Below are 13,170 nucleotides of genomic sequence, written 5' to 3'. Positions count from 1 at the left end.
CGATGGATGTCCGGCATCGTCTGCACCGAATGAAGTCAGTCTCGCGTTTCGCCTGCAGCTGGACCCGGGTAGCCTCAGTCGCGCGCGCCCGTAGGCGCCATCGCCAGCGCTGCGTCCGCCTCCTCCCAGGCCTGGATCCAATCCCAGCCGCCCAAGGCTCCGACCAGCGGGCTCAACTGGTCCTGATACGGTTTCCATCTGTCCAGCCCCTTGCGATTGATCGCTTCGCGTACCTGGTTCAGCGAGGCGGTGCGCACGATGTGGTGACCTTTTTCGGGGGACAGGCATGGCTCTTGCCAGGGCAGCCCGATATGGTCGAGGATCGCGCGTACCTGACGCTTTGGCTTCTCAATCAGGCCGCGATAGGATTGGCGGCGGAACCGGGCACCAAGTTTGCGTTCGTAGTCATCTGCGGACCGCGCCACCGAGCGGATCATGTGACCCGTCCAGTCCAGCCTGCGGGAAAACGCATTCCCTTCGTGGAAATTAGTCGTGAAATTCGACAGCCCCACATCCAGCGGATGCCTGTTCATAAGGAGGAACCGCGCCTGCGGTAGCAAGACGCGCGCAGCACCGAGATCAAAACAATCCAATGGCATCTTGCTGACCAGCATCTGTCTGCCCTGAGCCGCACCGGGCGGCAGGTATGACAGGTAGAGACGGCGAAAGGCACCCACCTCCTGCGGGGAGAGTTCCTCGAACCAGTCCCAGGCGGAGGTGGTGTTTGCCGTCTGCGCCACATGCTGGCGCATCGCCATCACTGTGCGCGTCAGAGCCTGGCTTTCGCCCAGCGGACGCACATCGGAATGCCGGGCCAGGATGGTTTCGACCAGTGTGGTCCCGGATCTGGGCATGCCCACCACAAAAAGCATGCGCGGGGTTTGCTCAGCCATGTCAGGCAGGCCGGTCGGGTCAAATCGCACAATCTGGGCGGCAACCATCGCGGTCACCTCACGGGGGCGATATTCCTCTCCATAGGCGCGTTTGGCTGACGCAAACCAGCGAAAGGCCGCCCGAGGGCGGCCCGCGCGATCCTCGATCCGGCCCAATGTGTTCATCGCCGTGGCCTTGTCACGCGCCGGGGTCTGCGTTGCCGTGGCCAAAGCCTTGAGCCTGCGCGCCGAGGCGCTGTCGCGGCGAATTGGATCGAGCCGGTTCAGCAAAGCCAACCCATTTGCCGATTTCGGCCCCCGTTTCAGTGCCTGATCCAGCGCGGCCCGCGCCCGTTCGGTCTGGCCGACGCTGGTCGCCATCGCGGCCAGCTTGGTCCAGCCCGCACAACGATCCGGCCACTGATCGACGATCACCTGAACCAGCGACAGTGCAGTGTCCGAATCATCAAGATACCAATAGCAACTTGCGGCCAGATCCAGCGTTGCGACATCAAGCTTTCCCGACTTGAGCCGGGGGAGCAGTAGCTTTAACGCCTCGGCATAGGCGCCTTGCGCCATCAGATCGGAAACGCGGGTCTCGACCGCCCCTTCCCGACGAAGCGGAAAGGACGTTGCGGCATGGCTGGCCAAAGCGCTCATGGGTGGATTCTCCATCCGTCAGGGTTGCCTGAAGATCAGGAGATACAGCGCATTGGTGAAGCGGCGGTAAATAGACGCGCCTTTCCCGGTCGCGCCCCTAGCTGCCCCAGATAATGCGCACGTAGTCGCGGGTCTCGCGGAATGGCGGGACACCCTTGTGCTTGCGCACGGCCTCGGGCCCCGCGTTGTAGGCCGCCAGGGCAAGGCGCCACGAGCCAAAGCGGCGGTATTGCTCGGCCAGATAACGGGCGCCTCCGTCGAGGTTCTCGTGAGGGTCGAGCGCATCGACGCGCAGGTCACGCGCAGTGCCCGGCATCAATTGGGCCAGACCGATGGCCCCTTTGTGCGATCTGGCATTGGGATTCCAACCTGATTCCTGTTGCACCAGACGCAAGAACAGATCCTCTGGCACCCCGTGGCGCCGCGCCGCGTCGCGCGCGATCGGCAGGAATTCCCCCCGGTACGCTCCGGAATACCCCGGAGAATCCCATTTTGACGGCGTGTGGATCGTCTGCGGCCTGAGCCGAACCGACGAGGCATACTGGCTGGCCGCCCGGGTATCAAGCACCCGCTTCTGCGAACTGAAAAGCTGTGTGCGGCTCTTTGAAGAAAAGATATCTGCCGATGCCGCGACCGGCATGGTCAGGGCCACGATCAGCAGCGCCGTCAGAGATACCCGCATGTCACCACGTGCCCCAAGAATTTCCCGTTGCGGAAATATACTCAGTTTGCCTCAATTTGCCAGGGGTGAGGTGACCTAGGACCGATCATCCCCCGATTCGCTGGTGTTAACCATGTTTCAACCGGCTCGGGGTGAGTGTAGGCTGTCGCGAAACGCCCGGACGGATTCGAGATCGGGCCACGAACACAGACAGTAGTAACCTGGGGGCAAGATGGCTGGCTCGGTCAATAAAGTAATCCTAATCGGAAATCTCGGGCGCGATCCCGAAGTGCGCACATTTCAAAACGGCGGCAAGGTGTGCAACCTGCGTATCGCCACGTCCGAAACCTGGAAAGACCGCAGCAGCGGAGAACGCAGAGAGCGCACAGAATGGCACAGCGTCGCGATTTTCAACGAGAATCTGGCGCGTCTGGCCGAGCAATACCTGCGCAAGGGCTCGAAAGTGTATATCGAAGGCAAGCTGGAGACCCGCAAATGGCAGGACCAGTCAGGTCAAGACAGATACTCGACCGAGGTTGTCTTGCGCCCCTACGCGGGCGAATTGACCTTTCTCGACAGCCGTGAAGGTAGCGGTGGCGGTGGCCAGACCGGTGGCAGCTCGGGCGGCGGATATGGCGGCTATGAGAGCGGACCATCCGATATGGGTGGCGGCGGACCGGCTTCGTCCCGCGATATGGATGACGAGATTCCGTTCTGAGTGACAGCGCCCGGCCTGCGCCTGCCCGAAGCAAACCGCGCACGTCCGGGCCGCACCATTTTCTGAGACAGAAAATGGCCAGAAACTGTGTCAGTTTCTGGCGAGCGCGTCGCCGATCAGATCCAGAACAGCCTCGGACCCGACGTCGCCGGTCACGAACGCATCGCCGATATCGTGCGCCAGGATGAACCGCAACTGACCGTCAACGACCTTTTTGTCCTGCTGCATCAGGCCCAACAGGCTTGCGGCATCCGGCAAATCCCCGGGGATATCCGACAGATCGGTCTTCATCCCCATCGCTTTAAGATGCGCCCGCACCCGACTGGGCGCTTCCTGACTGCACAGCCCCAATCGGGCCGACAATTCAAAGGCAAGCGCACAGCCGATGGCGACGCCTTCGCCATGCAGCAAGCGATCCGAGTACCCTGTTGCCGCCTCCAGCGCATGGCAAAACGTGTGCCCCAGGTTCAGAAGCGCACGATCCCCTTCTTCGGTTTCGTCCCGCTCCACGATACGGGCCTTCATCTCGACCGATCGGGTGACCGCGTGAACCCGCCCTGCCAAATCGCCCGATGCCAAAGACGAACCATGCGTCTCCAGCCAACCGAAAAAACCGGCATCGCCCAGAAGACCGTACTTCACAACCTCACCGTAGCCCGCCAGAAAGTCGCGCGGGCCGAGAGAACTCAGAACCTCGGTATCGGCCAGAACCAGCGCGGGTTGGTGAAAGGCGCCTACAAGGTTCTTGCCCTGCGCGGTGTTGATACCCGTCTTGCCCCCCACCGAACTGTCGACCTGCGCCAGAAGCGATGTGGGGATTTGCACGAACCGCACGCCACGGCGCAGGACCGCCGCCGCAAAACCGGCCAGATCGCCGATCACACCCCCCCCAAAGGCCACGACCAGATCGCGGCGCTCGATCCTCTGATCCAAGAGCCACTCGACCGCGCGCGAGAATTGCGTCCAGCCCTTGGTGGCCTCTCCGGGCGGCAATGCCAATGCCACCATTTCAATCCCGGCGCGGGCCAACCCGGCGCGCAACCGCTCCAGATGCAACGCCGCAACCGTTTCATCCGTCAGGACCGCCACACGCGGGCGCGGCAACAGCGGCGCGATGCGCGCGCCTGCCTCGTCAATCAGGCCGGGGCCAATTTCCACGTCATAGGAACGCGCGCCCAGCTTTACATGCACCGTTTCGCGCATCATGCCTCCGCCAATACATCGGGTCGCGTGGCCAGCGCGGCCAAGACCCTGTCCACCATCGCCTCGATCGAGGTCTCGCCATCCGACACGACCTTGAGATCTGCCAGCGCGTAAATCGGCATCCGGTCACTGTAAAGCCCGCTCAGCGTGGCGTAGGGGTCAGCGCTGCGCAGCAAGGGGCGGGTATCTTTGTGCCGGACCCGCATCCACAACACATCAAGCTCGGCCACCAGACAGACCGATACCCCCTTATCGGAGATGGCCTGCCGGTTGCGGTCCGCCAAAAACGCCCCACCGCCGGTCGACAGCACCCCCGGTTCGGCCTCCAGCAACCGCGCGATCACCCGGGCCTCCTTGTCGCGAAAAAACGCCTCTCCGTCGCGCTCGAAAATCTCCGGGATCGACATATTGGCGGCCCTCACGATCTCGGCATCGCTGTCGAGAAACGGCACCCCCAGCCGTGCCGCCAGCGCGCGGCCCACGGCCGTCTTGCCCGCCCCCATCATTCCGACCATCACGACGGTCTTTTTCAACAGCCCTCCACTTGAAGGGCCGTTATTTTGGGCCATGCTGTGCTCAATTCCGCTCATTCTTCTCTGAATGACGTGAACTTGGCAAAAAGGCCATATATAAACAGCGCCAAAAGGCGTCAGGCAGGCAAATCGGGGACCCCTTATGTGGCGATTGCTCAAAGTATTGATTTTTATGACTATTCTGGGTGGTATCGGCCTTGTCGGCTATGCCTATCTGGGTCCGTTTTTCGGTGCTGATTTCTCAGCCCCCCAAACCGAAATCCGCGAGCCCGTGACATTGGACGGGAGTTGACGCGCATGCGGCATCCGATGCCAGCCATCGGCCTTGCGGTCACCTGCCTCATCTGGGGCGGATCGGCCCGTGCCGAAGCGCCGCTGTCGATCATCGACTGGCTTGGCACCGAAGAGAGATCGGGCCCGCAATCTGCCCCCCCCGTCACCGAAACGGCCGTACAACCCCAAATCGAGGTTCAGCCGCTCGACCGGTCGGCTCCGCCGATCGGATTGGTCCCGCCCTCGGTCACGGGTCTGCCGGTCACGCTGTGGCAAAACAGCATGCCCGAGATGCTGACGCGGCTGATCGAGACCGCCCCTGTGACCGGGCATGCCCCCCTGCAATCCCTGCTTTACTCCATGCTCCTGACCGAAGCGATCCCGCCTGGTGGGCCCGAGGGTGCCCAGGCGCTTACTCTCGCCCGGATCGACCGGCTTCTGGATCTGGGCGCGATTGATCCGGCCAAGGCGCTGATCGAACAGGCGGGCCCCACACGCAGCCCCGCCCTGATGACCCGCTGGGCGGACATGGCCTTTCTGAGTGGAAGCGAGGGCGAGGTTTGCGCGACGCTGGCGCAAAGGCCGCATCTGGCACCGGACCGCGAAACGCTGATTTTCTGCACCGCACGTCGGGGCGATCTGAACGCGGCGACACTGCTTTTTGACATCAGCCTGGTGCTTGACGATCTTGATCCGCGCATCGCGCCCGCGCTCGATCGATTCCTGCATCCCGAGCTCTTTGAGGACGCCGCCCCGCTCAGCCAGCCGCGCGCGCCACGTCCGCTGACCTTTCGCCTCTTTGAGGCCATCGGGGAACGGGTGCCGACCGCCTCCCTTCCCCGTCGTTTCGCGGTGGCCGATCTGCGGGATGTGGCAGGCTGGAAGGCCCAGTTGGAGGCCGCCGAACGGCTGGCCCGCACCGGGGCGATTCCGTCGAACACCCTGCTTGGGCTTTACACCGAACGCCTGCCTGCGGCGTCGGGCGGCGTTTGGGAACGGGTGGCGGCCATTCAGCGGTTCGAGACAGCCTTGCAAACCCGCAGCGCTGATGCGGTTACCAAGACCTTGACCGAAGCCTGGGATCATATGGAGCGCGCGGGCCTATTGGTGCCCTTAGCCGATCTTTTCGCCACACAACTGGCCGAGATCGGGTTGACACAAGGGGAGCCGCAACGCCGCGCATTGGAAATGGCGCTGCTGTCGCCGGAGTACGAGGCACTCTCACGGCGCTACACCCCGCAGGCCCCGCTGGACCGCTTCCTTGTCGCCCTGGCGCAAGGCACACCGGAAGCGGCCCCCGCACCATCGGCCCTTGCCGAAACGATTGTTGCGGGGTTTTCCGCCCCGCCCGACCTGCCGCGCGGCCTGAGTGCCGACCGTTTGGGCGAAACGATCCTGCGTGCGATGGTTCTTTTCAATCGCGGCGCCGAAGGCAACTTGCGCGATCTGCGCGATGCCATCGGCGTCTTTCGCGCGCTGGGTCTGGAAGACGTGGCGCGGCGCGCATCCCTGCACCTGATGATCCGGGAGGAAGGGTAAACCATGCCGTCTTCGGCCCGTTGGATATCAACCTTTCTGGACGCACAGGCAGCCGAGCTGGGGGCGGCCACCAACACACAGCTGGCCTATGGCCGCGATCTGAAGGATTTCGCTCATTGGCTGGAGAGCGGTGGCGAGGCATTCGGGACCGCCAGCCGCGCGCGGATCGAGGCCTATCTGATCCATTGCGCGGATCAGGGTCTGGCCAAATCCACCCGGGCACGGCGCCTCTCGGCGATCCGCCAAATCTATCGCTTTGCCTTTGACGAAGGCTGGCGCAGCGACAACCCAGCCATTCAGATCCGGGGACCGGGCCGCGACAAACGCCTGCCCAAGACGCTGGATATCGCGCAGGTGGACCGGCTGCTGGAGGCCGCGCGGTCCCATGGCCGCGCAGTGGCCGACCGCCAGCGCAACACCTGCCTGATGGAGCTGCTCTATGCCACTGGCATGCGGGTGAGCGAACTGGTGGGCCTGCCGGTTTCGGCCGCGCGCGGCGATCCCCGGATGCTGTTGATCCTGGGCAAGGGCGGCAAGGAGCGAATGGTGCCGCTCTCTCCCCCGGCGCGGACCGCCCTCATCGCATGGCTCAAGGCCCGCGATGCCGCCGAGGACGCCGCCGTGGCCCGTGGCCTGCCGCGCTCGCGTTTTCTGTTTCCATCGCGCGGCAAGTCCGGGCATCTGACGCGGCACCGCTTTTATCTCCTGATCAAGGAGTTGGCCGTCGCGGGCGGGGTCAGCCCGGATCTGGTCACACCCCACACCCTGCGCCATGCTTTTGCCACCCACCTGTTGGCCAATGGCGCCGATCTGCGCTCGATCCAGACTTTGCTGGGTCACGCCGATGTCGCCACGACCGAGATTTACACACATGTTCTGGAAGAGCGGTTGCAGCAGCTGGTCATGGATCACCATCCGCTGGCCACCGAGGCCGACCGCAACCGCGACTGACGCGGCGTGTGACCGCAACGCTCGGGCCGCCAAATGCGACGCAGCCCTTGAACGATGCGCCGGTCGCGCCCATAACCACCTGCAACAGTAACGGAATATGGGTAAGATGGAACCTGCAACAGCGTCGCTTGCCGCGGCACAGACGACGGGCGCTCTGGACAGCGCATTCTGGATCACCTCTGGCGTGATCCTGTTTCTTCTGGTGCTGTCGGGGTTCTTTTCCGGCTCTGAAACCGCGCTGACAGCGGCTTCGCGCGGCAAGCTGCGCACCCGTGCCGATAAAGGCTCCCGCGGGGCGGAACGCGCCCTCAAGATCACCGAGGACAACGAACGTCTGATCGGCTCGGTCTTGTTGGGCAACAATCTGGTGAATATCCTCGCAGCCTCTCTGGCTACCGCGATCTTCACCCGCGCCTTTGGCGAAAGCGGCGTGGCACTGGCCACATTGGTGATGACGCTGCTGGTGCTGATCTTTGCTGAGGTACTGCCCAAAACCTATGCCATTACCAATGCCGAAAAAGCCGCCTCTGCCGTCTCAGGCCCGATCGGCGTGGTGGTCACGCTGTTTGCGCCCGTGGTGTCTGCGGTGCGGTTCTTCGTGCGCGGCGTGCTGCGCTTGTTCGGTGTGCAGGCCGATCCCGACAGTCACATCATGGCCGTGCGCGAAGAGATCGCCGGCGCGCTGACCTTAGGTCATTCCGAAGGGGTGGTCGAGAAAGAGGACCGCGACCGCATCCTGGGCGCGCTGGATCTGTCGGAACGGCTGGTCGAAGAAATCATGTTGCATCGGTCCGGTATCGAGATGATCAATGCCGACGACCCGCCGGACGCAATCCTGCAACAATGTCTGGAGAGCAACCACACCCGCCTGCCCGTCTTCAAGGACGATCCCGAGAACATCATCGGTTTGATCCATGCCAAGGATCTGTTGCGCGCGATCAACAAGCTGATCGGCGGAGCGGACGGCGATGCCAGTGCGCTGAAGAATTTCAAGATCACGGATGTGGCGATGCCGCCATATTTTATCCCCGAGACCACCAATCTGGACGACCAGATGCGGCAGTTTCTGCGCATGCGCAGCCATTTCGCTCTGGTGGTGGACGAGTATGGATCGTTGCAAGGGTTGATCACACTGGAAGACATTCTCGAAGAGATCGTGGGCGAGATCACGGATGAGTTCGACCCCGATGCCGATCACCCGGTCCTCAAGGGAGAAGACGACAATTACGTCGTTGACGGCGCAATGACGATCCGCGATCTGAACCGCGCCACTGACTGGAACCTGCCCGATGACGAGGCCAACACCGTCGCCGGTCTGGTCATCCATGAGGCCCAGATGATCCCGACCAAGGGTCAGGTCTTTTCGTTTCACAACTTCCGGTTCGAAGTGCTGGCCCGCGAGGGCAACCGGATCACACAGTTGAAAATCAGACCGCTCTGACACGATGACGCGGATCGCGGGCTGGTTCGACGATATCTTTCTGGATCTGGCACGCCAGATGCGCTGGTCCTTTCTGCCGCCCCTGATGGTCTATTTCGCCTTCGGCGCATCGGGCATCACCGCCATCGTCGGCACGTTCTTCGTCAAGGAGTACCTCGATCTGTCGGCCGCGTTTCTGGCGGGGCTTGCGTTCTGGGCGGGCCTGCCCTGGGCGCTCAAGATGCCGTTGGGGCATCTGGTCGACCTGATCTGGCGCTGGAAGGCCGGATTGGTCTGGCTGGGAGCGGCGCTGATGGCCGCCTCCTTTGCAATCATGTTCGGTCTGGCAACGCGCGTCCCCTGGATGACCGAGATCATCAGCGCGACGGCCTGGTATGTGCTGGCGGTTCTGCTGGCCCCTTGCGGATATGTCATTCAGGACGCCGTGGCCGATGCGATGTCGGTCGAGGCGGTGCCGGAGGTCGACGAAAACGGCCTCCCCCTGCCCGAGGATCAAACCCGCACGATGCATACAACCATGCAGACGCTGGGCCGGTTTGCGCTGATCAGCGGGCTGAGCCTGGTGGCCGCGGTCAACATTTTCCTCTTTGCCGGGATCGAGGATCTGCCCCGAGAGGCCAAGGAGGCGATCTATGGACGGATCTACCTGCTGGCGCTGATCCTGCCGTGCCTGTCGGTCTCAGGGGTTGTTCTGGCGACGGTTCAGGCGCGGATGCGGCTCCGGGCCCTGCTGGCGGCAGGTGTGGGACGGGCCGACGCGACGGCCCGGGTCTTTCGCAGCCCCGAGGCAGTGCAGCTCAACCACTGGTATTTCACCGGCGGGGCGGCCTTTGTCGCGGTGTCTCTGACGGTTGGTCTGGGAGAGGTGCCGTTCGCGCAGGAGATCGTGTTTGCAGGATCCATGACCATCGTACTGATCCTGATGCGCCAGTTGATCCGCGCACTGGATCCGGCCCAGGCGCAGGTTCTGGTAGGGACCGCGATCATCATTTTCGTGTTTCGGGCCGTCCCTCTGCCCGGCGCCGGTTTGACCTGGTTCGAGATCGACGCGCTGGGCTTTGACCAACAGTTCCTGTCGGTCCTGTCGCTGATCACCGCCGTACTGACATTGGCGGGGCTGGTGATCCTGCGTCCGCTGATGGCGCGCCGCAGCATCGTCTATATCGTGATCCTGCTGACGCTGGCCGCCGGTGTTCTTTCGATGCCCAACCTGGGCCTCTATTACGGCCTGCATCACTGGACCGCGGCGATGACAGGCGGTGTGGTGGATGCCCGGTTCATCGCGGTGATGGATACGGCCGTGGAATCGCCGCTGGGCCAGATCGCGATGATCCCGATGCTGGCCTGGATCGCGCGAAACGCGCCCGACAACCTCAAAGCCACGTTCTTTGCCGTGATGGCGTCCTTCACCAATCTCGCGTTGTCCGCCTCCAGCCTCAGCACGCGCTACCTGAACGAAATCTTCGTGGTCACGCGCCAGGTCACCGACCCCGCCACCGGGGCCATAATGACGGCCGCCGATTACACACAGTTGGGGTGGCTCTTGATCAGCGTCGCGTTGGTCACCGTGGCGGCACCCCTGATCGCGATCTGGATGGTTCAGCGTTCCCGCTTTAAGACGGACGAATAACCCGTTGGTATCTCGTAAGATCAGGCGCGCAAACGATCTCCTTCGGGATCGAAGGGTGGCGCATGCAGGATACGCGCCCGGTGGGGTTTGCCCAACACCATCACCTCGACCGTGTCCCCCGGACCCGCGCCTTTGACATAGCCCAGCGCCAGGCTCATCCCAACGCTATAACCATAGGCGCCCGAGGTGACCCGACCGATGCCCACACCATCCTTGAATATCGGCTCGCCCCCGCTGGCGTCGGCGTCCGAGGCGGTCACATCCGCCTCGTTCAGCTCCAACAGCACCAGCGTTTCGCGGGGAGGGTTCTGCATCACGGCGGCCACTGCGGATCTGTTCAGGAAATCCTTGTCCAGCTTGCAAAGCCGCGCAAGCCCTGCCTCCTGGAGCCGGTACTCGGGCGAGTATTCCCGGCTCCAGGAGCCATACCCCTTTTCAATCCGCAGGCTCATCAGCGCGCGCCCGCCGACCGGGCCTGCGCCGATATCCTTGCCCGCCTCGATCAATGCGGCATAGAGCGCGGCCTGATCCGCCTCGCGGCAATGCAGCTCCCAGCCCAGATCGCCGGTGAACGAGACGCGCAGTGCCATCACGTCGATCCCCGCCAACTCGATCCGGCGCGAGGTCATGAAGGGGAAATCGGCCGTCTCGAGCGCGGCATTGGTGAGCCGCTGCAGGAGCGCGCGCGAGTGCGGACCCGCCACGTTGAACCCGCAGACCGTCTGCGTCAGGCTCTCGAAAATGGTGCCATCTGGCAGAGGGACCTCGTTGAAATAGCGCTGGTGATAGCGTTCCGCGATGCCCGATCCGATGATCCAGAACTCCTCCTCGGCCAGGCGGGTGACGGTGAAATCGCCCGCGATCCCGCCGCGCTTGCCAATCAGCTGCGTGAGGCAGGATTTGCCAGTCTGCACGGGCATCCGGTTGGCAAATACCGCATTCAGCCAGGCTTCGGCCCCGGGCCCTGCGCAGCGATACTTGGCAAAGTTCGAGATGTCGATAATGCCCGCGCGGTCGCGCAGCATCCGGCATTCGGCACCCACGACCTCCCACCAGGGCTGGCGGGTGAACCCCGCGCTCTCCTGCACCTCAGCGGAAAAGTAGAGCGGATGTTCCCAGCCATAGTTCAGGCCAAACTGCGCACCAAGATCCTTTTGCATCTGATATGCAGGACGGGTGCGCACGGGACGGCCCGCATCGCGTTCCTCGCCCGGAAAATGGATCTTGAAGCGGTGGGCATAGACATCGCGCACCCGCTCTTTGGTAAAGGCCTTGCCCGCCCAGGCGCCAAAGCGCGCCATGTCCCAAGCGAACATGTCGTATTCCATCTCGCCTTCGATGATCCACTGCGCCACCATCAGCCCCATGCCCGCCGACTGGCTGAACCCCGGGATGATGCCGTTGCAGCAGAAATAGCCCGAAAGCTCCGGCACTGGACCCAGCAGGACATTGCTGTCGGGTGACCAGATCATCGGACCGTTGATCACCCGTTTGATGCCTGCGCTGGCGGCCACCGGCACCCGATCGATGGCGCGCATCACGTTCTCCTCGATCCGGTCGAGGTCGTCGGGAAAAAGATCATGCGCGAAATCGAGCGGTGTGCCCTCTTCGGCCCACAAGCGCATGTCTTTCTCATAGGCGCCGATGAGCAGGCCCTGCCCCTCTTGCCGCATGTAGTATTCGCCGTCCCGGTCGGCGACCGAGGGCAAACGGCGCCCGATGGCGGCGATCTCGTCAATCGTTTCGGTGACGAAATACTGGTGTTCGGTGGGCTGGAGCGGCAGGTCGATGCCTGCCAGCGCCGCCACCTCCCGCCCCCAGAGACCGGCGGCGTTGATCACCCAGCCGGTGTGGATCGCACCCTTCGGCGTCTCGACGATCCAGCTGCCATCGGGTTGAGGGCGGGTGGCTGTGACGGGGGTAAAGCGGTGGATCTCGGCGCCTTTTTGCTTGGCACCCACGGCATAGGCGTTGGTCACGCCGGAGGGATCGACATTGCCGCCCGAGGGTTCCCACATGATGCAGCGGATGCCATCGAAATCGGCCAGCGGGTGCAGGCGTTCGGCCTCGTTGCGGTCGATTTCGTAAAACTCCATATCGTAGAGCCGCGCCTTGGCGGCCTGGAGGCGCAGCTGGTGTTCGCGCTCTTCGGTCTGGGCGAGATAGAGGCTGCCGGGCTGGAAAACGCCACAGGACTGGCCGGTCTCCGCCTCCAGGCTGTTATAGAGGTTCATGGTATAATGCTGAAGGCGGCTGATATTGGCGCTGTCGTGCAGCCCGTGAATGCCTGCGGCCGCGTGCCAGGTGGAGCCGGAGGTCAGCTCGTCGCGTTCCAGAAGAACCACATCTGTCCAGCCCAGTTTTGTCAAATGGTAGAGGATCGAACATCCGATAACGCCGCCGCCAATCACGACGGCCTGAGCGTGGGTGCGCATGGGATTTGCCTTTTTCTTCGCTATGCTGACCAGCAGACTGGCGCGATTGCCGCAGGCCCACTTGTGCGCTGGCGACATGTTCTGTCGCTGGGGCACCCTTGGCCCCATCTCGACAGGGGCGGCTGCGCCGCATTTTATCCTATTTGCGCGGGGCCGCGCGGGCCTTGGGACGCTGTCCCAAACCCTGGGAATATTTCTGGCCAGAAGAAGACATGCGACATGATCTGTCGTTTTCATCCCTCCTGAGGCGGCGG

The 13,170-nt window shown here is 63.1% G+C and carries 10 protein-coding genes; 5 read left to right on the top strand and 5 right to left on the bottom strand.

Annotation, left to right across the window (positions count from 1 at the left end; genetic code table 11):
- Positions 1 to 74 precede the first annotated feature (74 nt).
- Positions 75 to 1,532 (bottom strand): tetratricopeptide repeat-containing sulfotransferase family protein, encoded by a 1,458-nt coding sequence (locus HEP69_RS05530; protein WP_290557564.1) that lies wholly within the window; start codon positions 1,530 to 1,532, stop codon positions 75 to 77.
- A 97-nt stretch (positions 1,533 to 1,629) separates the two neighbouring features.
- The gene (locus tag HEP69_RS05525) at positions 1,630 to 2,214 is read right to left on the bottom strand and encodes a transglycosylase SLT domain-containing protein (RefSeq protein ID WP_290557563.1); all 585 of its coding nucleotides are present in this window, start codon (positions 2,212 to 2,214) and stop codon (positions 1,630 to 1,632) included.
- Between the two features lie 211 nt (positions 2,215 to 2,425).
- Here HEP69_RS05525 and ssb point away from each other — a divergent pair, with 211 nt between their 5' ends.
- Entirely contained in the window at positions 2,426 to 2,911 is a 486-nt protein-coding gene (gene ssb / locus HEP69_RS05520; RefSeq protein ID WP_290557562.1) for a single-stranded DNA-binding protein, read from the top strand.
- Between the two features lie 90 nt (positions 2,912 to 3,001).
- Here ssb and aroB read toward each other — a convergent pair whose 3' ends face one another.
- Together aroB and HEP69_RS05510 are read right to left on the bottom strand one after the other, a co-directional pair.
- Positions 3,002 to 4,114, bottom strand: a complete 1,113-nt coding sequence (gene aroB / locus HEP69_RS05515) for a 3-dehydroquinate synthase (protein WP_290557561.1) — start codon at positions 4,112 to 4,114, stop codon at positions 3,002 to 3,004.
- Positions 4,114 to 4,704, bottom strand: a complete 591-nt coding sequence (locus HEP69_RS05510; RefSeq protein ID WP_290557560.1) for a shikimate kinase — start codon at positions 4,702 to 4,704, stop codon at positions 4,114 to 4,116. The genes aroB and HEP69_RS05510 overlap by 1 nt, the downstream gene beginning before the upstream one ends.
- 240 nt (positions 4,705 to 4,944) lie before the next feature.
- Between HEP69_RS05510 and HEP69_RS05505 the strand changes: the two genes are divergently transcribed.
- The 4 genes from HEP69_RS05505 (at position 4,945) to HEP69_RS05490 (ending at position 10,481) form a co-directional block, all read left to right on the top strand.
- Entirely contained in the window at positions 4,945 to 6,459 is a 1,515-nt protein-coding gene (locus HEP69_RS05505) for a hypothetical protein (protein ID WP_290557559.1), read from the top strand.
- A gap of 3 nt (positions 6,460 to 6,462) precedes the next feature.
- Entirely contained in the window at positions 6,463 to 7,410 is a 948-nt protein-coding gene (locus tag HEP69_RS05500) for a tyrosine recombinase (RefSeq protein WP_290557558.1), read from the top strand.
- A 106-nt stretch (positions 7,411 to 7,516) separates the two neighbouring features.
- On the top strand, positions 7,517 to 8,851 hold the full coding sequence (locus HEP69_RS05495; RefSeq protein WP_290557557.1) for an HlyC/CorC family transporter: 1,335 nt from the start codon (positions 7,517 to 7,519) through the stop codon (positions 8,849 to 8,851).
- A 4-nt stretch (positions 8,852 to 8,855) separates the two neighbouring features.
- Positions 8,856 to 10,481, top strand: coding sequence for a hypothetical protein (locus tag HEP69_RS05490; protein WP_290557556.1), 1,626 nt, complete (start codon positions 8,856 to 8,858; stop codon positions 10,479 to 10,481).
- Positions 10,482 to 10,501: 20 nt separating this feature from the next.
- Here the strand turns inward: HEP69_RS05490 and HEP69_RS05485 are convergent, their stop codons facing one another.
- Positions 10,502 to 12,916, bottom strand: a complete 2,415-nt coding sequence (locus HEP69_RS05485) for an FAD-dependent oxidoreductase (protein WP_290557555.1) — start codon at positions 12,914 to 12,916, stop codon at positions 10,502 to 10,504.
- Positions 12,917 to 13,170 lie beyond the last annotated feature (254 nt).

The organism is Aestuariivita sp. (genome assembly GCF_021404545.1).
GTDB lineage: Bacteria > Pseudomonadota > Alphaproteobacteria > Rhodobacterales > Rhodobacteraceae > Aestuariivita.
Note: the sequence above shows the minus strand (reverse complement) of the source record. Positions and strands in the feature narration are given on the sequence as shown.

Bases quoted from the DNA above. Each gene is read 5' to 3' on its own strand.
- HEP69_RS05530 (WP_290557564.1), bottom strand. From the start codon at position 1,532: ATGAGCGCTTTGGCCAGCCATGCCGCAACGTCCTTTCCGCTTCGTCGG.
- HEP69_RS05525 (WP_290557563.1), bottom strand. From the start codon at position 2,214: ATGCGGGTATCTCTGACGGCGCTGCTGATCGTGGCCCTGACCATGCCG.
- ssb (WP_290557562.1), top strand. From the start codon at position 2,426: ATGGCTGGCTCGGTCAATAAAGTAATCCTAATCGGAAATCTCGGGCGC.
- aroB (WP_290557561.1), bottom strand. From the start codon at position 4,114: ATGCGCGAAACGGTGCATGTAAAGCTGGGCGCGCGTTCCTATGACGTG.
- HEP69_RS05510 (WP_290557560.1), bottom strand. From the start codon at position 4,704: ATGAGCGGAATTGAGCACAGCATGGCCCAAAATAACGGCCCTTCAAGT.
- HEP69_RS05505 (WP_290557559.1), top strand. From the start codon at position 4,945: ATGCGGCATCCGATGCCAGCCATCGGCCTTGCGGTCACCTGCCTCATC.
- HEP69_RS05500 (WP_290557558.1), top strand. From the start codon at position 6,463: ATGCCGTCTTCGGCCCGTTGGATATCAACCTTTCTGGACGCACAGGCA.
- HEP69_RS05495 (WP_290557557.1), top strand. From the start codon at position 7,517: ATGGAACCTGCAACAGCGTCGCTTGCCGCGGCACAGACGACGGGCGCT.
- HEP69_RS05490 (WP_290557556.1), top strand. From the start codon at position 8,856: ATGACGCGGATCGCGGGCTGGTTCGACGATATCTTTCTGGATCTGGCA.
- HEP69_RS05485 (WP_290557555.1), bottom strand. From the start codon at position 12,916: ATGCGCACCCACGCTCAGGCCGTCGTGATTGGCGGCGGCGTTATCGGA.